Source organism: Dactylosporangium sp. NPDC050688 (assembly GCF_040654515.1).
In the GTDB taxonomy this organism is placed as follows: domain Bacteria; phylum Actinomycetota; class Actinomycetes; order Mycobacteriales; family Micromonosporaceae; genus Dactylosporangium.
Genome location: NZ_JBFAIC010000113.1, coordinates 1 through 20,240, shown reverse-complemented (window position 1 = coordinate 20,240; position 20,240 = coordinate 1). Strand labels below are relative to the sequence as shown.

15 protein-coding genes are annotated in these 20,240 nt (G+C 68.3%); all 15 read right to left on the bottom strand.

What is annotated here, in order from left to right:
• On the bottom strand, positions 1–256 hold a 256-nt coding region (locus tag AB0H83_RS49370; protein WP_360110118.1), incomplete at its 3' end, for a hypothetical protein.
• 341 nt (positions 257–597) lie between these two features.
• A complete protein-coding gene (locus tag AB0H83_RS49365) occupies positions 598–1,212 on the bottom strand; it encodes a TMEM175 family protein (protein WP_360110115.1) in 615 nt (204 codons plus the stop codon).
• Between the two features lie 36 nt (positions 1,213–1,248).
• On the bottom strand, positions 1,249–1,977 hold the full coding sequence (locus AB0H83_RS49360) for a CDGSH iron-sulfur domain-containing protein (RefSeq protein ID WP_360110112.1): 729 nt from the start codon (positions 1,975–1,977) through the stop codon (positions 1,249–1,251).
• Positions 1,974–3,044, bottom strand: a complete 1,071-nt coding sequence (locus tag AB0H83_RS49355) for a ferritin-like protein (protein WP_360110109.1) — start codon at positions 3,042–3,044, stop codon at positions 1,974–1,976. The genes AB0H83_RS49360 and AB0H83_RS49355 overlap by 4 nt, the downstream gene beginning before the upstream one ends.
• Positions 3,045–3,318: 274 nt before the next feature.
• Positions 3,319–4,041: an alpha/beta hydrolase gene (locus AB0H83_RS49350; RefSeq protein WP_360110106.1), complete on the bottom strand. Its 723-nt coding sequence runs from the start codon at positions 4,039–4,041 to the stop codon at positions 3,319–3,321.
• A gap of 76 nt (positions 4,042–4,117) precedes the next feature.
• Positions 4,118–5,290 carry a carbamate kinase gene (locus AB0H83_RS49345; RefSeq protein WP_360110103.1) on the bottom strand — a complete coding sequence of 391 codons (1,173 nt, stop codon included), beginning with the start codon at positions 5,288–5,290 and terminating at the stop codon, positions 4,118–4,120.
• 3 nt (positions 5,291–5,293) lie between these two features.
• Positions 5,294–6,295, bottom strand: coding sequence for an ornithine carbamoyltransferase (argF, locus tag AB0H83_RS49340; RefSeq protein ID WP_360110100.1), 1,002 nt, complete (start codon positions 6,293–6,295; stop codon positions 5,294–5,296).
• A gap of 16 nt (positions 6,296–6,311) precedes the next feature.
• Positions 6,312–7,562 carry an arginine deiminase gene (locus AB0H83_RS49335; protein WP_360110097.1) on the bottom strand — a complete coding sequence of 417 codons (1,251 nt, stop codon included), beginning with the start codon at positions 7,560–7,562 and terminating at the stop codon, positions 6,312–6,314.
• Complete coding sequence (locus AB0H83_RS49330; protein ID WP_360110094.1) at positions 7,559–8,965, bottom strand: amino acid permease; 1,407 nt, start codon at positions 8,963–8,965, stop codon at positions 7,559–7,561. The genes AB0H83_RS49335 and AB0H83_RS49330 overlap by 4 nt, the downstream gene beginning before the upstream one ends.
• 211 nt (positions 8,966–9,176) lie before the next feature.
• A complete protein-coding gene (locus AB0H83_RS49325) occupies positions 9,177–9,992 on the bottom strand; it encodes an alpha/beta hydrolase (RefSeq protein ID WP_360110091.1) in 816 nt (271 codons plus the stop codon).
• 20 nt (positions 9,993–10,012) lie between these two features.
• Positions 10,013–11,530: an alpha/beta hydrolase fold domain-containing protein gene (locus AB0H83_RS49320; protein ID WP_360110121.1), complete on the bottom strand. Its 1,518-nt coding sequence runs from the start codon at positions 11,528–11,530 to the stop codon at positions 10,013–10,015.
• Positions 11,531–12,170: 640 nt separating this feature from the next.
• Positions 12,171–13,988, bottom strand: a complete 1,818-nt coding sequence (locus AB0H83_RS49315) for a BTAD domain-containing putative transcriptional regulator (RefSeq protein WP_360110088.1) — start codon at positions 13,986–13,988, stop codon at positions 12,171–12,173.
• Positions 13,989–15,562: 1,574 nt separating this feature from the next.
• Positions 15,563–16,003 carry a leucine zipper domain-containing protein gene (locus tag AB0H83_RS49310; protein WP_360110085.1) on the bottom strand — a complete coding sequence of 147 codons (441 nt, stop codon included), beginning with the start codon at positions 16,001–16,003 and terminating at the stop codon, positions 15,563–15,565.
• 431 nt (positions 16,004–16,434) lie between these two features.
• Positions 16,435–17,202: an SDR family NAD(P)-dependent oxidoreductase gene (locus AB0H83_RS49305; protein ID WP_360110082.1), complete on the bottom strand. Its 768-nt coding sequence runs from the start codon at positions 17,200–17,202 to the stop codon at positions 16,435–16,437.
• Positions 17,203–17,923: 721 nt separating this feature from the next.
• Complete coding sequence (locus AB0H83_RS49300) at positions 17,924–19,993, bottom strand: LuxR C-terminal-related transcriptional regulator (RefSeq protein WP_360110079.1); 2,070 nt, start codon at positions 19,991–19,993, stop codon at positions 17,924–17,926.
• Between the last annotated feature and the right edge of the window lie 247 nt (positions 19,994–20,240).

The following is a 20,240-nucleotide window of genomic DNA, read 5'->3' as shown; positions in this document are numbered from 1 at the left end:
CGACATACGCCGACGAGACCGCCTCGGCGGTGTCCTTCACGAGTATCAACATGCGGCTTGAGCTACACGGACGAGGTTTTCGGCAGGCGCACAGCCACCGCTGATACCAGTCGCTGACCCGGCGCGGATCGACCCCGACCTGCCGGGCGACATCGGCCTGAAGCCAGCTCCGCACGAACAACCGCCCCGCACGCAGCCGCTGCCGCGCCCACACCTTCTGCTGAGCTTTCCTATGTGCCAGACGAAGAGTGCTCATATCAGCCACCCCCACCTACCAGCATCCCTCCAACCGCAGCTACCCGCCTACCCTCACGAAGATCCTTAACAAGGCTGAATCTCCGTCAGCACCGGCTGCGGCTTGGCGGCTAATCACGACGAGCAACTGTCCATTGTGGAGCGATGGCGCTGGATGTCTTGGTCACCAACATCTGCATGCCGCCCGAGCAGCGGCCTGGCGGCGCCCGTGAAGTCAAGATAACAAGGCTCTTCATCGGAGCCGGCCGGTCTCCGCGCGTTGACAGCGGCAGAAGCGGATGGTCAGTGCCGCAGCTGACACGGTCGAAGGATGCGACGAGCGACGAGGTCGACCTCGCACTCTCAGTCGGGAGTCTCGTACTGGCGGACCACCCGGTCGATGCGGCGGTCGGGGACGATCCACATGATCGCCGCGCCGACGAAGCACGCCAGGGCAATCCCAACTCCGACATTCCCGCTCCGGTCGAGTGTCAGGGCGCTGAGGATCCCGGCAAGGCAGAACGCTGGGGAGACCTTGCCCTTGATGTCAGTGCCGACAGCCTGCCGCAGCGGCGACTTCGGTCCCTGCTGCCGGACGATCACCGTCTGGAGCACGAAGTACGCCGTGGCCGCGCCGAGCAGGTTCAGACCGTAGATGACGACCGGGATCCGCTCAAACCTCGACTCGTCCATCCAAGCCGTCGTGAACGGGAAAAGCGACAGACAGAACAGCAGCGCCAGGTTCGCCCACAGCACCGCTCCGCTGACCCGCCGTACCAGGTGGAACATGTGGTGGTGGTTGTTCCAGTAGATGCCCACATAGACAAAGCTGAGCAGATACGTCAGCAGCCCCACGCCGGTCGTGTGGACGAGATCGGAGAGGTCGTGACCCTCCGGCACCTTCAACTCCAGCACCATGATCGTGATGATGATGGCAAGCACGCCATCACTGAACGCCTCCAGTCGACTGGCCCTCACCGCGCCGCCTTCCTTCTCGCTCTGTGATCTTTTTACCTAACGCCGGCGACCTTCGAGGTCATCCGCCGATGTGTTCTCCTCGTCGCGGAAGTCGATCTTGCGGTGGGTTCCGTCGCAGAAGGGCTTGTTGGACGAGTGGCCGCAGCGGCACAGCGTCGTCCTGTTCCGGGTCTGGAGTGGCTGACCGTCCGCCCGAAAGACAGGCACGTCTCCTGTGACCCACAACGCGCTGGCCAGACCGTTCTCCTCCTCGAGGACTGAAATAGCCTGTGGAAGGTCGGGTTCGATCGGTTCGCCCCCGCGGTGAAGGGCGTAGCTGTACGACCCGGACGGGCAGTGATCAATCCGTCCCATGATGTTGGAGCGGACGTCGCTGTCGGCACTGTCGGCGAGCATCTCTGCGATCGGCCTGGTCCGGCCGATGCAGAACGCGGCGTGGATGCACAGTTCGCCAACCCGCTGGGCCGAGATGCCAACCCCGTCGTGGACGTGCTGCAGTTCCTCGTACGGCCGAACGTCTGCCGTCTCCGTGCCGTCGAACCCGATCACAGCGTGTGTTCCGTCGCAGAACGGCTTCGAGCCGGAGCGGCCACAGCGACACAGCACGTACGTGTCCTCGGTCTCGATGGCGTCGCCGGTTTCCCAGGTCAGCGAATCGTTGTCCGCGGACACGATCTTGCGTTTGCGTCTCAGCGGAATCCGCCCGTAGACGACGTATGGCCCATCACGGAGTACGACGATCCGGCGCCGCTCGTCGCGGCTCATCGCCTGAGCTCCGGCGGCACGTACTCGAATGTCGGGCCGGCCGTCGTGCCTTCCCCGTCGGACATCTCCATCAGGCCCTGCGCCTGGGCTTTGAGGGCGTACATGGTGCCGGTCGCGACGGCGAGCATCTTCGGGCTGCCGTTGAACGCCTGTTCCAACAGATGCAGCACGGCGCAGTAGGTGTGGTTGAAGTCTTCCTGGGCGACCCGGATCGGACTACCTGGAGCGTGATCGGCCAGACGCGGGTTGCGTCGCATCGGGTAGACGCCGCCGAGATCGACCGAGACAGCCTCGGCGGTGGGCCCGGATTGCGGGGTGTCACCGCGCCGGTATCGCCGGCCCAGCTTGAGTTCCTGGAACCGGTAGTAATGCGCGACCTCATCCCGGCCTGGATGGAAGATGTCCTGGTCGCCGTCCCAGACCTCGCCTCGTGGTGTGCCTTCGCCCTGCTCGACGATCTCCTCCAGCGCTGCCAGTGCGGAGTCGAGATCGTTGACCCCTGTCAGTCGTCCGCCGCTGTGGCGGAAGGGGCCCGCGGTGACCTGGCGAGCCGGGTCACCGCAGAAGACTTCCCGCTCGCCGAGTTCAGCGCACAGATGGCGCAGTCCTTTTTCGATCGCGCCGTAGAGCTGCCCGATCGTTTCATAATTGTCATCCTCGGCCGGAGCGCCAGGCGGTGTCGGCTGTTCGAGCCGGAGGAACATCTCAAGTGCTTCCGCCCCGAACGGAACCAGTGACAGCTCCAGAGAGCGGTCGCCGTGGGGCAGGTGCCTGGGATAGCGCGGCAGCATCTGCGGCGTGTCCAGCCGAGGGTGCCCGCCGACGGCGTTGAGCAGGTTCGCAGCCAGCGCCAGGTGGATCATCTCTTCGACGAAGACGCTGCCCATCACCTGAACGGCTTCGAGGTTTCGCGATGGGTCGAGCGAGTAGAGCGCGCAGAGGTACGGCGGCAGAGTGGCGTGTTCCAATTCGATCGCCCATTGAAGGTGCTTGCGAAGATCTTCGGGCGTCTCGATCCGCGCCGTCGTTGGAGCTACAGCGATCCGCTGCCGTGGCGGGTGTTTCATGGGTGGCTCACTTCGGCTGTCGAAAGGGATTGTCATTCTTCCTCCGTGCGCTGCCTGTATAGGCGTCTGTCCGGGGCTGGGCGGCGACCGCATGAATCAGCTGCATCGGGACTTGTGTCTGCGCAAGCCGCGCGGGACTTCGTACTCGTACCGGACCCACTCCGTCGTCGCGGTGCGATCCGCTCCGCGTCGCGGCGCAGCCTGAGGTGCGGGCCGCGGTCGGCTGTCGGGTGAGGTCCTCGGCGGTGCTGCCGGGGACCTCACCGGGGAATCGTTACGCCGAGACTGCTTGCACGGCTTCGAGGATCGACGCCGTCACGGCGTCAGGGTGGGAGACGCTGAGCGCGTGGGACGCGCCGGACACCTCGCATACGCCCTTGGCGCCGGCCCGGTCCGCCATGAAGCGGTGCAGGGCGACCGGGATGTTGAGGTCTTCGTCGCTGAAGACGAACCATGACGGGATCGTCTTCCACGCCGGGGTGTCCGTCGGCAGTCCTGCCGACAGGGCGATCTCGGTGACCGGGCGCTGGGTCGCGCTCATCACGGCGGCCTGGACGTCGGGGACGTCGGCGGCGAACTGGTGGTGGAAGGCGTCGGGCCGGATGGCGAACTCGTTGCCGCCGGTCGTGACTGGGTAGGCGTTGAGTGCCTGGCCGAGGGTGCTTCCGGGGTACTTGGTCGACAGCTCGAACGCGGACTCGCCGTGCTCGGGCGCGAACGCGCAGACGTAGACGAGGCCGGCCACCTTGTCGCTTCCTGCCGCGGCCTCCGTGATCACGAAGCCGCCGTACGAGTGGCCGACGAGCACCACGGGTCCGCTGATTCCGGCGAGCACGTCGCAGAGGTAGGCGGCGTCGCCCGGCACGCTGCGCAGCGGGTTGGCGACCGCGACGACGTCGATGGACCGGTCCTGCAACCGCTCGACGACCCCGGACCAGCTCGCGGACTCGGCGAAGGCGCCGTGGACAAGGACGACGGTCGGTTCCTGCTCGGACATGTTGTTCTCCTTGTGGGTTCGGTGTAGTCAGCACCGACCGGGGGCCCGGAATCGGTGACAGAAAGGGGTACGAACGTCACTGCTTCGCAGCAGCGGCGGTGGAGCGATCACCAGGTCCGGAGCCGGCTTCCAGTGCCTCGACCGCGCCGAGAAGACTGCGGAGGCCGATCACCTCACGCTCGGCGTCCGCCTGATCGAAGAGCCACTCGGCGACCGGTACGCTGGCGGCGTCCTCCGGGTGGCTCGACTCGGCCATGGCCAGTTCCGCCTCGACCTCGATCTTGAGCTCGTGCAAGGCGCTTTCGCCTGCCGGTGTGGTCATCTCTCCTCCATGCTGTGCGTTGACAAGGACGGGCACGACGGTGGTTCCGGCTGTGCCGGCGAGAACGGCGGCCGCGTCGCCGAGGGCGCCGATCGCCGCGGCGTGTCCGGAGGCCCGTGCAAACCGGATACAGGCCTCGATCTTTGGTGCCATCGACCCGGCCGGGAACCGCATGCCGGCGAGGGTGTCGACGTCGATGGTGTGGATGGGGGTGGCGGCCAGGGTGCCGTAGTTGCGCATGACCGCGGGCACGTCGGTCAGCACCAGCAGCCGCTGCGCGCCCAGTCGCAGGGCGAGCATGGCGGCGGTGAGGTCCTTGTCGACGACCGCGTCGACGCCGACCAGCTGGCCGTCGGCGGTCTCGACCACCGGCACGCCTCCACCACCGCCGCAGACGACGACCCTGCCGCCGTCGGCCAGGGCTCGCACTGTCTCGATCTCGACGAGCCCTCTCGGCTGGGGCGACGCCACGATGCGCCGCCACCGGTCGCCGTCCCGGCGGATCTGCCAGCCGCGCTGGTCGGCGAGCGTCCGGGCGGGCTGCTCGTCGTAGCTGGGTCCGATGAACTTGGTCGGCGCGGCGAGGGCGGGGTCGTCGGCGTCGACGACGGTCTGGGTGAGCACCGCGACCGCTGGCATACCAGCGTTGTGCAGCTCCTGGACCAACCAGTAGCCGATCATTCCTTGGGTTTGGGCGCCCAGCACGTCGAGCGGGTACGGCAGGCTCAGCGCCGGGTCGGTCTCGCTCTCCTGGGCCAGCAGGCCGACCTGCGGACCGTTGCCGTGGCAGATGATGAGTTGGTGATCGGCTGCCAGTAGCGCGAGGGACTGTGCGGCGCGGCGTACGTGCCGGCGCTGGACAGCGGCGTCGGGCTTTTCGCCGCGTTGCAGCAGGGCGTTGCCGCCGAGGGCGATGACGATGCGCACGGTTCAGTCCGCCAGCGCACGCAGGAGCAGGGCCTTGATGGTGTGCATCCGGTTTTCGGCCTGGTCGAACACGATCGACTGCTTGGACTCGAACACCTCTTCGGTCACCTCGGCACCGTCGAGGCCGAACTGCTGGTGCAGCCGGGCGCCGATGGCGGTGCCGCGGTTGTGGATCGCCGGCAGGCAGTGCATGAACCGCACGCCGGAGCGGTTGCTGGCGTCCAGTACGTCGTCGGTGACGCGGTACGGCAACAGCGACGGGACCCTGGCCGCCCACGCGTCGTCAGCCTCGCCCATGCTGACCCACACGTCGGTGTAGACAAAGTCGGCGCCGTCCACGGCCGCGTGGAGGTCGTCGGTGACCAGGAGGCGCGCGCCGCTGGATCGTGCGGCGCCCTCGGCCGCGGCGACGACGTCCGGCGGCGGCTGCAGGCCCGCGGGCGCCGCGATGCGCACGTCCATGCCGAGCAGCGCACCGGTGACGAGCAGCGATCGGGCGACGTTGCTGTGGCCGTCACCGGTGAAGCAGAAGGCGATGTCCTCGACGCCGCCGCCGTGGTATTCGGTCATGGTCAGGATGTCGGCGAGGCTCTGGGTCGGGTGCCAGGCGTCGGTGAGCGCGTTCCAGACCGGTATGCCGGCGTGCTCGGCGAACTGTTCCACGGTGTCCTGGGCGTGGCCGCGAAACGCGATGCCGTCGAACATCCGCCCCAGCACCCTGGCGGTGTCGGCGACGGACTCCTCGCGGCCGAGGTGGGATCCCTCGGGTCCGAGGTAGGTCACCTGTCCGCCCTGGTCGTGAGCGGCGACCTCGAACGAGCAGCGGGTACGGGTTGAGTTCTTCTCGAACACCAGCACGATCGTCTTTCCGCGCAGCCGTGGGAGTTCCTCGCCGTGCCGCTTGTCGCGTTTGAGTTGGGCGGCCAGGGTCAACAGGTCGAGGAGCTGCTGCTTGTCCAGGTCCAGATCCTGCAGCAACGAGCCTGGATGGGGTCGCGAGGTCATGAGGGCTCTCCCTTGCTCAGAGTGGGTGGCGGCGTACTGGGCAGCTCATGCAGCGGGCTCCGCCGCGACCGCGGCCGAGCTCGCTGCCGGCGAGTGTGATGACGTCGATGCCGTTTCGGCGGAGCATGGTGTTGGTGACGACGTTGCGGTCGTAACCCATGACCACGCCGGGCGCGATGGCCAGATAGTTGTCCGCGTCGTCCCACTGCTCCCGCTGCGCGCTATGGCGGTCCGCCTCGGCCGTCAGCACCCTGACCGGGTGCGCGTCAAGGGCCTGCGCCAGCGCGGCCGGCACGCCGCGGCTCTCCTGCACGTCGAGGTCGGCCGGGGTACCGCCAGGGGTCAGTCGCCAGCACCGGACCTCGTTCCAGTCCAGGTACGGGTAGGCGACGAAGGTGGCGACGTCCACCATGGTGAGCAGGGTGTCCAGGTGCATGGCGGAGCGGGCTTTGGGGAGCTCCACCACGAGGACGAGGTGGGCCTGTTCGCTGGCGAACAGTTGGTGGGCGAGCGTCTCGACGCCCATCGGGGTGGTGCGTTCGCCCATGCCGATGAGGACGACGCCTGGGGCGATGACGTGGATGTCGCCGCCCTCCAGTGTTGCCGGCGCGTGGTCGGCGTCGTCGTCGCCGTAGTAGATGGGGAAGTCGGCGTCGCGGAACAGCGGGTGGTAGCGGTACACGGTCCGGGTGTTGATGGACTCACGGCGGCGGGCCGCCTTGGCCATCGGGTTGATGGTGACGCCGGTGCCGATCCAGGCGACGTTGTCGCGTTGGAAGAGGGTGTTGGGCAGCGGGGCGAGCAGGAAGTCGTCGACGTCAAGGGCCTGCCAGGTCAGGCTGGGCCGGGTGAGCGGGGACAGGTCGGCCTTGGTGACCCCGCCGATGAGGTACTCGGCCAGCCTGGCCGGTTCGGCGTCGTCGAACAGTGCGCGGACCTCGCGGGCGAGGCCGGCGCCGAGGCGCTCGGCGGTGATCGTACGGTCGAGGGCGAACGCCCGCCCGTCCGGAGTGGACAGTGCCTCGGCGAGCAGCTCGCCGAACAGGTGGACGGTCACGTCGTATTCGCGTAATGCCTCGACGAACGCGTCGTGCTCGCTGCGGGCGCGGCTGGCCCACAGCACGTCGTCGAAGAGCAGTTCGGCGACGTTGCCAGGGGTGAGCCGTTCGAGCTCGAGGCCGGGGCGGTGCACGATCACCTCGCGCAGGGCGCCGATCTCGGAGTCCACGCCGCCGGTGAGGCGCCTGCCGGGGCTGGTGAGGGTCATCGCTGTGCTCCGTCAGCCAGGCGGCCGGTCGGTGTCTGTCCGTACTCGCGGCGCCCTACCTTGAGCCAGATGTAGACGGGCACGCCGAGCAGCAGGCAGAACAGCCCGTAGTAGGCGGCCTGGTATCCACTGCCGGCCAGGGCCCAGAAGCCGAACACCAGGGCGGTGGCCGCGACGACGAGGTCGCGCAGCAGGTGGCCGGAGCGCACCCGGCGGCCTTCGGTCAGCAGCCAGTACACCTGGGCGGCGGCCGAGAACAGGTACGGGATGACGGCGGTCAGCACCGACAGCAGCACCACGGTGGTGAACACCCTGGTGAAGCTGGTGTAGCTCACCACCGTCAGCGCCGAGGCCAGGACCGTCCCGCCGACGATGCCGTACGCCGGCACGCCGCGCCGGCTCTCCCGCGCGAACGGGGCCGGGAACAGCTGGTCCCGGGCGGCGGCCTGCGGCATTTCCCCGACGATGAGGGTCCAGCCGACCAGCGCCCCGAAGCCGGAGATGATCGCCGCGACCGCTACCACGTTGCCGGCCCACTCGCCGCCGAAGATCGCGTTGGCCGAGTCGGTGAACGGCGCCGTCGAGGCGACCAGGGCGTCATGGTTGACCGTGCCGAACACGGCGACCGTGCCCAGGATGTACACCGCAGCGCAGGCGAGGGTGCCGAGAACCGTTGCGCGGCCGACGTTACGCCGCGGGTCCATGACCCGGTCGGCGGCCACCGACGCGGTCTCGATCCCGATGTATGCGAACAGGGCGATCGCCGCGGCGGCGCTGATCGCTCCGAGCGCGGAGCCACCGCTGGCGTTGAACTCGCCGAAGTTGGCGGACTTGATGAACAGCAGCCCGACCGTCGCCATGAACAGCAGCGGCACGAACTTCAGCACCGTGGTGAGTACCTGCACGACCGACAGGCTGCGGATTCCAGCCAGGTTGATCGCCGCCGGCACCCACAGCCCGACGAGTGCGATCAGGATCGACCAGCCCTTGGCATGGGAGGTATTCCAGAACACCTCCACGTAGCCGACCCAAGCCACCACGATGGCGGCGTTGCCGGCCCACGCGGTGATCCAGTAGCTCCATGCGTTGACGAAGCCGGCGAAGTCGCCGAATGCTTCCCGGGCGTACAGGTAAGGGCCACCGGACCCCGGAACCCGCCGGTTCAACGCGCCGAACGTCCACGCCAGAGCGATCGCCCCGACCGATACCAGTACGAACGCGACCAGCGAGATGGGGCCGAAGCCGGCCAGCGCCGACGGCAGCGCGAACACGCCGGTGCCGATGACCGACCCGACCACCAGCGCAGTGGCGGTCGGCAGGCCGAAGCGCCGATCCCCGGATCGGGCCGGTGCCCGGCCGTCGTCCATGCGCGGCGGCGCACCGTGAACCTCTGTGGCGCTCATTTCGACCGACCTTGCCTGTCGAGCCCGCCCCGGCGGGTCTCGGCGACATCGGACATGACGTGCCTCCTAATCAGGTGATTCCTGTGTACGAGAAGAGCCGTCAACCAGGACCGGCCAGACCCCGGTTCTGTGACCTGAGCCGGCGGGTGGCGGAAGAATCTCCCGCCACCCGCCGGCTACTGACCCGGATGGTGCGATGGGCCGACGGTCGTCAGGCCGTCCCGCGAGCGGCCCGCTCGATGAACGCGGCCGTCGTTCCTGGCTGCGACACGAACACCGCATGCGACGCGCCCTCGACGCTTTGCGTGACCCCGTGGGCGCGTTCGGCCATGAAGTGCTGCAACTGGGCCGGGATGTTCTTGTCGGCCTCGGCGATGAGGTGGTAGCTGGGGATGGTGTGCCAGGCCGGCGCGCCCGCCCCTTCGTTCAGCGCCGCCGCCGTCACCGGCCGTTGCGACACGGCCATGAGGGCGGCCTCCTGGGCTGGCGCGTCCGCGGCGAACTGCTGGTGGAACAGCTTCTGATCCACGTACAGATCAACGTTGCCGTCGGGCAGCGGGACCGGCCGCAGCGTGTCCCCAAGCGTGCTGCCGGGGAACTTGGACGACAGTTCGAAGGCGCTTTCGCCCTGTTCGGGGGAGAACGCAGCGACGTAGACGAGCGCCTTGACGTTGGGGTTGCCGGTGGCCGCGTCCGAGATGACGATACCGCCGTACGAGTGTCCGACCAGGACGATCGGGCCGTCGATGCTCTGCAGCAACGCCTTGATCTGTGCGGCGTCGGACGCGACACCGCGCAGCGGGTTGGCGGCGGCGACGACCGGGTAGCCGTCGCGCAGCAACTGGCGGGTCACCCTGTTCCAGCCGCTGGAGTCCGCGAACGCGCCGTGTACGAGGACGACCGTCGGCTTCATCCCGCGATCGCGGCCGGCCTGCGCGGCGCTGCCGCTGACCGCCATGATGCCCGCCGCGGTGGCCAGCGCCGCCGTGGCGACACCTAAGACCCGCAGTCTCCTACTTAGTGACATGTGCCTCTCCTGACTGTGATTCACGAGCCCGCAAGCGAGTGACTCAGCCACTCGTCGAAGCGGGTTCCGGCAAGGTGGGCGCGGCCGTCGTCGGGGACGAGGCTGCGCTCGTCCAGTTCCGCGCCGAAATACGTCGCGCGAGGGTCGCCGATCACCGTGCGCGGGTCGTTGCGTGTGCGCAGGACGCTTCGCACGAGTTCGTCGAGGGGGAACTGCTGGGGTCCGGCGACCTCGACGGTGCCGTTCACTGGTACCTCGACGGCGAGCTCGCACAGGGCTTCGGCAACGTCCTCGGCCGCCATCGGCTGGATGAGCGCGGGCGACAGGCGGACCGTGTCACCGTCGGTGGCGGCGCCGGCGATGCGCTCGATGAATTCGAAGAACTGCGTCACACGGAGAATCGAGTATTGGATGGAGGATCCCTTGATCAGGTTCTCCTGCTCGACCTTCGCCCGGAAGTAGCCGTTGCTGGGCAGGCGGTCGATTCCCACAATCGACAGCGCGATGTGATGCGTTATGCCCGCGTTCGCCTCTGCGGCGAGGAGGTTGCGGGTCGAGGTGGTGAAGAAATCCATCACCGCTGTGTCCTCAAAGGACGGTGAATTCGTCACGTCGACAACAACCTGGGCGTTCACCAGCGCAGCGGCTAGGCCTTCACCGGTAAGGGTGTTGACACCCGAATCGAGTGAGGCCGCCACGACCTCGTGACCGAGCCCGCGAAGCTTGTTCACCAGTTTGGTTCCGATGAGTCCGCTGCCGCCGACCACCACGATCTTCAATTTCGGGGTGTGGGTGCCGAGCGCCTGCCGCAGCACCGCGATCGCCTGTGCGGTGGCCGCCTTGGCGGCGTTGGTGTCCTTGAGCGGGTTGAGCATCATGAAGTCGTGGCAGATGCCGTCGTAGCGCACCGTCGTGACCGGCACCCCGGCGGCGCGCAGCTTCGCCGCGTACGCCTCGCCCTCGTCGCGCAGCACGTCGGCCTCGTCCACGATCAGAAACGCCGGCGGCAGGCCCTGGAGATCCTCCAGGGACGCCCGCAGCGGCGATGCCGTGATCTCTGAGCGCACCGAGCGGTCGGGGGCGTAGCAGTCCCAGAACCACGCCATTCCCTTCGCCGTCAGGAACGGCCCGTCGGCGAACTCGGTGTAGCTGCCGGTGTCCTGCCCGGCATCGGTGACCGGGTAGTACATCGACTGGTGCATGAACCTGACGTCGCCGCGCTGCTTGGCCATGAGCGTCACTGCGGCGGTCATGTTGCCGCCCACCGAGTCGCCCGCGATCGCCAGCCGCGACGCGTCCAGGCCGTACGACGCGCCGTCGGCCACGATCCACCGCGCCGCCGCGTAGATCTGCTCGATCGCCACCGGGTAGTGCGCGTCCGGGGCGGGCGTGTACTCCACGAACACCACCGCCGCGCCGACCCCGACGGAGATTTCCCGCACCAGCCGGTCGTGCGTGCTGGCGTTACCCAACACCCAGCCGCCACCGTGCACGTACAGCACCACCGGCAGCGTGCCCGTGACACCCTGCGGTCGCACGACCCGTACGCGCACGTCTCCGACGGCGGCCGCGACGGTCACCCACTGCTCGTCGATCGGCGGCGCCTTGACCGGCCCGGCCTGCGCGTCGTCGAGGACCTTGCGCGCGGCCTCTGGAGAGAGCTGGTAGATGAACGGTGGCTTTGACGTGGCCTCGGCGAATTCCCGCGCGGCCGGCTCGAGCACAACATCGGACACGATGTGCCTCCTCAGTCGGTGTGTCTCTGTGCTCAGGAACGCTACGGAGGCCGAGTGCGGAAGCAGTGCCGAACGAGTGGATGCGCGCGGTCACTGGCTCACCTGAGTAGAGAGCGCGCGTACTGCAAGAGGCGGCTGACGTACAGCGCCCGCAACAGCCGCGTCAACGCCTCACCAACCGGCTCACCGACCGGTCCGCACGCGCAAAATCGTGCCGGTCTGTTCGACCAGACCGGCACGATCCCCGTCACTGAGATTCAGCGCGTCGGCCAGCGACGCCAACGTCCGCTCCTGCGGCGTGATCCCCTTTCTGCATACGACATCGCACGTCGCATGGTCAACATGCGAGCAGGCAGAATGGCACCCCGAACCCCACGCGCGGGCCGGTTTCCTTGTTCTGTTGTCCGGGCTATGTCGCCGGTGTAGCCGCCGCCCTCAGCGGCTACACCCGACCACCGCTGCCCGTAGTCATTCCACAACCAGCACTTGGGGTTGCTCGTACTCGCCTGGTCCGACCGACCCATGTGGACAGTGTCGTCGGTGGGCTGAGCGTTCGAGACGACCAGGAGATGACCGCGGGCGGGTTGGTTTCAGTGCTGCGGGAGGTGGCCAGTTCTTTGGCGATCTCCGCGAGTGGTGTGTCGGGTAGTGCCGCGGCCCGGGCGGCTGCGACGGCGAGGGCCAGCGGCAGCCGCCCGCTGCGGGCGATGATCTGGTCGACGGCGGTGGGCTGTGCGGTGATCCGTTCGGCGCCCAGCCGCCGGACGAGGTACTCCCGCGCCTCGTCGGGCGGCGGCAGGTCCAGCGGCAGGGGGTGGGCGCCACCGGTGGTGATCAGGCCGGTGATCCGGTTACGGCTGGTCACGATGGCCAGGCAGCCGGGGGTGCCGGGTAGCAGGTGGCGCACCTGCTCGAAGTCTCGGCAGTTGTCGAGCACGATCAGGACCCGCCGTCCGGCGAGGATGCTGCGGTAGAGACCGGCCAGCGCGTGCAGTTCGGCCGGCGCGGTCTCCTGCGGTACGCCGAGCGAGCTCAGAAATCCGCGCAGTGCCTCGACGGGGCTCATTGCGCGATCCTGGGCGCTGAAGCCGCGCAGGTCGACGTAGAGCTGCCCGTCCGGGTACGCGGCGGCGAGGCGGTGCCCCAGACGGATCGCAAGTGTGGTCTTGCCGATACCCGGCATCCCGTCGATGGCCAGCGCGACAGTGGCCCGCCCCTGCCGCCGGTCCTGCTCGAGCAGCGCCTGCGTGCGGGCCAGGATGTCCGTCCGGCCGGCGAAGAACGGTTGGTCCGGCGGTAGCTGAGCCGGTGTCGGCGCTGGGCTGACCGGCCCGATCGCTTCCATGCTGTCGGCGGCCGTGTGGGCGAGCGGGCTGCGGAGTGCCGGGGTGCGCTGGTGCAGCAGGCGGTCGTAGGCGTCGAGCAGTTCGGGGCTGGGGTCGATGCCGAGCTCATCGCCGAGCCGCCGGCGGACCTCCTGGAACGTTTCCAGGGCCTCGGCCTGCCGGCCGTCGGCGGCCAGCGCGAGGACGAGGCGGGCCTGCAGCGCCTCATCGAGCGGGTTATGCCCGGCCGCCTGGCGCAGCGCCGGGATCACCAGGGGCACCTGACCGCTGCGCAGGGCAGTGTCCGCAGCGTCCCGGACGACCTGTGAGCACTCGGCGTCAACTGCGGCGAAGGCCGGATGGGCGCGCGAGTCCGGGTCCAGGCCCACCGCGCAGGAACCGCGCCATAGCGCCAGTGCCTCGGTGTACAGCCGCACTGCCCGACCGGGCTCGGTTGCCTGCCGGGCCTGGGCCACCAGGCAACGGAAGTGCAGCAGGTCCAGCGAATCCTCATCGACCCGCAGTTGGTATCCCGCCGCGTGCCGGATGAGGTAGTTGCCGACGGCGCGCACCGGCAGGTCGGGCTCGATAAGCCTCCGCAGGGTACCGATATAGCGATGGACGACGTTGACGGCGCTCGTCGGCGGCTCCTGGTTCCAGATGGTGTCGACCAGGTCGGTCAGACCCACCACCGATCCGGCATGGGCCAGCAGCAGCGCCAACACCAACCGCTGCTGCCGCCCACCCAGGTCGAGCTCGATGTCGCCGCGCCGGGCCCCGACCGGGCCCAGGATCGTAAACCGTACCGCCGAGCTCGACTGGATCATGACACGGCCTCTGCTGTCCGCTTCCTCCGCCCAGGCTTCGTTCAGCTCTGCCCGGACGTTGAGCTCGAGCTCGTGCAGGAAGGCGCTATCGCCGGTCAGGGTGCTCATTTTTCCTCCATTGGATGGACGAAGTCTGGGACAGGCAGGCACCTGCTACTTCCCGACTGCGGCTCTCCCCGACGAGTTGCTGTAGCGGGTCTCGCCGAGAATCGCGTCAGTGCTGGGCAGCAGGGTCCGCTCGATCCGTTCCGAAGTAGCTCGTGTGCGGATCCGTGACCACTGTTCGCGGATCGTCCACGGGTGGCCGGTGCGTTCCGAAAGAAATCGTCCATCCGGAACTGTTCGGGTTCGCGCGGCTCCGGCCGACTAGCGGCGGGCTGGAGATCCAGGCCGTGTCACGTCGCACGCATGGCAGGCCGTGGTCGAGGTCGCCGATGCAGGGCGTGGCGTCCGGGACCGGCTGCGTGAAGAGGCCCGAGCATGAGACCGTTCGAACCGTCGCCGACTGCGGCCATGTGTCGGTGGCGGCGCCAGCCGCCGCACCTCGTGACGACCGATGCAGTCCAAACTGGAGAGTACTCAGCGGCCGATTGCACCACGCGAAGGCGGCGACCGAGTGGGGTGCCACACCGCATACACTTCGACTCGGCCGCAACGAGCTCGTAGACGATGTGGATCAACCATAAATTGAGGGCGGTGGCCTCGGCGCGTTGTCCAACGAAGGTGCGCGATGCGGGTACACCTTCGTCGTCGGCCCCGCTCCGTAAGGCGGGTACACCGATGCGGCCCAACCAATACGCCCACGGCGTTACAAGCCATTCCATGATCGTTCTCTTTCGCTAGCGAATGCTTCTCTGCCACTGAAGGGGCGGCGGGGTCGCGTCCGGACATCCGCCCCCACCACCCTCACACCGCCCACCACTCGTTCGCCCCAGGGAGACTCCCTAGCCATTACCTGGTCCTTGCCCCCACGCGCACACTGCGACGCGACCACGCCGGACCAAGGCCCAGGGACTCCCCGGCGGCAACGCTGCTGCGGTTACGGCAATCAGCGAATAGACACACGTGCCTCGCAGTCTTTCGCCCGCGACACCCCTGAAGGCGGCAATCCCATGCCTTCCGCCGCGGGAGGGCCGGATACGCCGCCACTCATGGCCTGAGCACTCCCAGACCGACGAGGAAACGATCCGACGCCGGCCCGGAGCGCACCCTGAAACGCTGCGACGAGCGCGTCGCGCTGTGGTTCCGACAGGCTGTCCAGCAGCCTGCCATCGGCGCACAGAGCTGATGCACCGCCGCGAACGCAAGCTCCATCCTCGACTGCACGCCGGCCGCAGGTACGCGTCGCACGACGACCGGCTCCGCCGGTGCCTGTCCTGGCCGAGGCCGTGCGCGTCCCTGGAAGCACCAGGGTCCCCACGCCAGGGACGCGGGTGCGAAGGGCACTGGGAACAACGGTGTAACTCCATGGCTGGATGGAGGAGACACCTATGACGATCGAGACCGTGGCGAAGAAGGAGCCGGAGACGCCGCCGGCGAGCGCAGTGGTGGACCAGAGGGTCGTAGTAATTCCCAGCTGTGGCGGTCTGTGTGGTGTCGCAACATGCTGGACAGATTGTTCGTGGGACATCGTGGACATGATCGGGTTCAGGTCTGTGTCGTTCCGTAGGCTCTGAACCTTGTCACGGGGCGGTTCTCGAGCCGGCCGGATCGGGCCGGTTGGGGTGGGCGGCGAGGTCGGCCGGTGGCGGGCCGGCCGGGACGGCGCCGCGTAGCCGCAACTCGCGTATGTCCTCTGTGGACAGGCCCGACGGGAGGGTCCGGATGAGTTGCCCGCCGATGAGGATGTGGACGCTGTGTTCGTCGGCCCAGACGTGGGCGAGCTGACCGGCGTGGACCACACCCATCTTGATGCGTTGCGCCCGCGGTAGGACGTTGCGTACGCCGGACACGGCGAGCACAGTGTCGAACTCGACCGCGTTGACGCCGGCGAGCTGGTGCGGGCTGTGATGCGGCCGCCGGGACCGCTCCTCAAGCGCGGGCAGGCCCTCGCGCTCGTATCGAGCCTTCCACGTGGACACCGACTGCCGCGACGCCCCGTACCGTAACGCGACCTCGACCACCGGAGACCGCTACTGATTTCGCCCGTGAGAACGGGCGCGGGGCTGTGGGCGGGCAAGCACGGCGACGGTGAGGGAGCCAAGTTTTGGCTATGCATGTTGGCCGTGCTGAAGAACCGTGGCGTTCCCCATCTCCACCGGCCGACATCTCAGCCGATACGCCATCCAGCGGCGTCTTACCCATCACCTGCGCCGCGCGGCCGTGAACGAGGTCCGCTGCGTAACTCGTTCCGCTATGCCAGCAAGCGGGACTGGCCCGAGCGCGGCGTGATGCGCGAGACCTCGCCCCCGGCGCGCGGCATCGAACACGCCGCTTCGAGCAGGCCAAGGGTTTCACGTTGCGGGCGACGCGGTCGGTCCTCAGCGGCCCTTGCGACGAACACGAGCACGTCGCAGGCACCAACCTCTATCAGCTCGCGATCGAGGAAACCTGGCTACCATATTTCGTCACCGGCACGAACCAGCATCTCGTTGACGGCCACCCGCCGCTCTCGCGTAACGATGTAGCCGATCGCGTCCGCGATGTCCTCCGCCCGCAGCGCCTCGATCGCGTCACCCTGCCTGCGGGCCACCTTCCGGGTGGCGTCACCGAGGCGGTTCACCAGTTCCGTATCCATTGTGCCGGGCTCCACCACGCTGACCCGGACGCGTTCCCTGAGCAGTTCCTGGCGAAGCGATTCGGCGAACCCGTTCAGGCCGAATTTGGTCAGGCTGTAGGCGCTGCTGCCCGGCCGGGCGACCCGCCCGGCCGTTGAGCTGACATTCACGAGATCCGCTACCTGCCGTGGAGACGTCGCCGCCGCGTCGATCAGGTGCGGGACGGCGGCATGCGTGATGTGCAGCAGCGCCGTCACGTTGAGCGAGACCATCCGATCCCACTCTTCGACGGTGGTATGCAGCGCCGAGTTGAACAGCATGATTCCGGCATTGTTGACCAGGATGTCCAAGCGCCCAAACCGTTCGAGCGTCTCCTGCACCGCCTCGTATGCGCGCTCCGGCTCGGTGATGTCTGCCTCTACCGCGGCCGCGTGGCCTCCCAGACCCGCGATATCTCTCGCGACCTGATCCAGGCGGTCGCGACGACGGGCGACCAAGGCGACCGCCGCCCCCTCGCGGGCGAGGCGGCGTGCGGTGGCAGCACCGATACCGCTGCTGGCGCCGGTGACGAGCGCGACGGCTCCGTTTAGTGGCTGGTCGGACATGGCTGTCTCATTTCCTCGGGTCAAGGACGACGCGGAAGTAGGCGTCGCCGGAGATCATTCCCTCGTGCGCAGGTGTCCACACGTATCCGCATGTGTCCTGGTGACAGGCTCGTGTCGTTCGCGGTCGACCAGGGCGAACTGCTGCCGGCGGCGACAGTCACGGCACGGTAGGTGAACGCACTCACGACGGCAGCTCCCTTCCGGCCTGCTCGCGCATCTTGCGCTTCATGTCCATGACTTGCGCCTCCTGCGCTCGCACGAGATGCCAACGCGACGAGACTCGCACGGTCAGGGACCGTGCCGCGCCAGGGAATCTCACTGGTCGACGGGCGACCAGGGAAGTCACGGGCGCGAGCGAGTCCTCGTCCGCCCGATCATTGCCGGGCTGATACGACCGACCGGCCGAGGAGGCTGGACATGGAGTACTTGGTCATGATCACAATCCGGGTGCCGGATGGAACCCGACACACGACGTGGAAGACATCCGGACACGTGAGGCGGTCCGCACCCGTGACCTGGCCGCCCAGGGACGCGCTACGCCTGTGGCGTCTGTCGCTGGGGCGGGCGAGCGCGCACGATCGGACTGTTCGCTGCCGACGACCTCGACGACCTCGAGCGGACATCCGCCTCAACGCTCTTGCGCGTCTGGCAGACGGACTGCACCTGGTCACAAATCCGGCACGCATCGGGGCGACCTACAACATCGACGGCGGCCAGCAGCTCATCCCTTGGGCTCTTGCTCCGGCGTGGGCTCGTACTCGCCCCGGGGCAAGGCATCCCGCAGTTCCCTGCGGGAGGTGATCGACAGCTTGGCAAAGACCTTGCGAAGGTGCCACTCGACCGTCCGCGGGCTCAGGAAGAGTCGAGCCCCGACCTCCGGGTTGGACAGGCCGGTCCGCACAAGCAGGGCAATCTGCTTCTCCTGCGGCGTCAACTCGTCACTCGACGGGGCCTCGACCGTACGCTTGCGGACGGTCTCACCCGTCGCGAGAAGCTCGCGGCGGGCACGTTCGGCGAACGCCTCCATCCCGATCGACACGAACATCTCGTAGGCGGTACGCAGGTGAGCCCGTGCGTCGACGCGCTGACGCTCCCGGCGCAGCCACTCGCCGTACAGCAGATGGGCGCGCGCGTGTTCGGGGCGCAACCGCGTCCGGCCCAACCGCTCGATCGCCTCGCGGTACAGGCGATCCGCAGGCGCTCCATCGCTCAGCAGCGCCCGACAGCGGGCCAGGATTCCCTGCGCCCAGTCGGTGTCGCACGGCTCGGCCGCGTCCGCCAGTCGCTCCAACGCGCCACGAGCGACCTTTTCGTCACCGACGCGCGTCGCTGCCTCGACGATCTCGGGCAGCACCCAGACCGAGACCCACAACTCGGCGATCTGGGTGCTGGCCTGCGCTGCCGCCATGGCTTGCTCGTGGCGGGAGAGACCGTTGTAGAGGACCGCAGCCGCCCAGTTCGCGCTGGTGACTCCCATCAACTGGCCGTCCGCGCCGGCCCATTCGATCGTGGCGGCGATCAGCTCGGAGGCCTCAACCTCCTTACCCTGCATGGCGGTCAGCAAGAGCTTCGTGTGCTGCGCAATGGGGATGCCTGTCGCGGTGGCAACGGCGTCGGCCTCGGCGACGATCGCGGCCGCGGCGGCGAAGTCCCCGGTCCACGAGGTCGCTATCCCCAGCGAGGCGAGATAGATGGGAAGCTCGGTCAGCGCGCCGGCGGCGCGCACCACGTCAGCCGCCCGGATGTACGTCTCACACATGACCTGGTCGTCCCAGATGGCGCAGCTCACGCCGCTGGCCACCCACCCCCACTTCAGGAGGTCCTGCGCGGAATAGTCCGCGAGCGCGGTCATCGCCCGTTGCAATGTGGGGATCGCGGCGGCACGGCCATCGGTGACGAGCAGCGCGTAGCCGGCGAGCACCAGGTCGATGGGGCGCGGAGTGCCGTCCGGAGGCGGGAGAGCTCTCATCGCCTGGGAGACGGCCATGAGGCTCTCCCCGTCGGCGGCGACGAGACCCGCGGCGCCCCACGCGAGAAGATAGGTCTCCCGGGCGAGGTTCATGTCGAAGGGCTCGAGCCGCTGCGCCGCCGTCAGCAACATGGGCGGTGCCTCGTTGTTGAAGCCGGCCGCGAACGTGATGTGGCTACGGACGAGGTGGGCTCGCGCGCGCAGGAACTCGCTCTGGGCGTACCGGTCAACGATGTCGACGAATGTTCGTGCGGCCGTGAGGTCGCCCGCCCGGAGGCTGGCGTCCGCGGCCGCTACCGCGCGCTCTGCCCGCCGCGAATTGTCGACGGTCAATGTCACGGATCGCTGCAGGAACGCTGCCGCGGCGGCCAGCCCACCGCGCGCCTGTGCGCGGTGGGCGGATCGTTCGAGTTCGGCGGCGACGGACTCGTCGGGCGCGGCCGCGGCGGACGCAAGGTGCCAGGCACGGCGGTCCGGGTCGACCTCCGGGTCGGTGACCTCCGCCAATGCCAGATGCACCGCCCGGCGATCACCTTCCCTCGCCGACCGGTACACGGCCGACCGCACGAGCGCGTGACGGAACGTCACGCGTACATCGAACGACAGCAACCCGTCCGTGCCGCCGGCGAGGGCCGTCGCCGGTGTCACGCCGAGCCGACCGGCGGCCCGCCATACCAGGGCAGGGTCGCCGACCGGCTCGGCGGCGGCGATCAGCAGGAGCAGCCGGGTCTGCTCGGGCAGGGCCTCGATCCGGGTCAGGAAGCTCTGCTCGATCCGGCCCGGCAGCGTACCGGCGTGCAGGAGGCCGAATCCGCCCGCCATCTGGGTGACGGTCAGCCCGCGGGATAGTTCCAGCAGGGCAAGGGGATTGCCTTTGGTCTCGGCGACGATCCGATCGCGGATGTGCTGATCGAGGCGGGTGTGCGTGACGGAGTTGAGCAGGGCGTGTGCGTCGGCGTCACGGAGCCCGGTGATTGTCGTCGCTCACGAAATTCCCCGGGGCTGCGCTCAGGTAATTCCCCAGGTGGTGGGCCTCGGGTGTAGTTCTACTTGGTGGTGTCCTTGGTTG

What these genes read in the sequence shown, in the direction of transcription:
- AB0H83_RS49330 (WP_360110094.1), bottom strand. Translation starts at nt 8,965, where the DNA reads ATGAGCGCCACAGAGGTTCACGGTGCGCCGCCGCGCATGGACGACGGC.
- AB0H83_RS49300 (WP_360110079.1), bottom strand. Translation starts at nt 19,993, where the DNA reads ATGGCGGGCGGATTCGGCCTCCTGCACGCCGGTACGCTGCCGGGCCGG.
- AB0H83_RS49325 (WP_360110091.1), bottom strand. Translation starts at nt 9,992, where the DNA reads ATGTCACTAAGTAGGAGACTGCGGGTCTTAGGTGTCGCCACGGCGGCG.
- AB0H83_RS49360 (WP_360110112.1), bottom strand. Translation starts at nt 1,977, where the DNA reads ATGAGCCGCGACGAGCGGCGCCGGATCGTCGTACTCCGTGATGGGCCA.
- AB0H83_RS49305 (WP_360110082.1), bottom strand. Translation starts at nt 17,202, where the DNA reads ATGTCCGACCAGCCACTAAACGGAGCCGTCGCGCTCGTCACCGGCGCC.
- AB0H83_RS49335 (WP_360110097.1), bottom strand. Translation starts at nt 7,562, where the DNA reads ATGACCCTCACCAGCCCCGGCAGGCGCCTCACCGGCGGCGTGGACTCC.
- AB0H83_RS49350 (WP_360110106.1), bottom strand. Translation starts at nt 4,041, where the DNA reads ATGTCCGAGCAGGAACCGACCGTCGTCCTTGTCCACGGCGCCTTCGCC.
- AB0H83_RS49315 (WP_360110088.1), bottom strand. Translation starts at nt 13,988, where the DNA reads ATGAGCACCCTGACCGGCGATAGCGCCTTCCTGCACGAGCTCGAGCTC.
- argF (WP_360110100.1), bottom strand. Translation starts at nt 6,295, where the DNA reads ATGACCTCGCGACCCCATCCAGGCTCGTTGCTGCAGGATCTGGACCTG.
- AB0H83_RS49355 (WP_360110109.1), bottom strand. Translation starts at nt 3,044, where the DNA reads ATGAAACACCCGCCACGGCAGCGGATCGCTGTAGCTCCAACGACGGCG.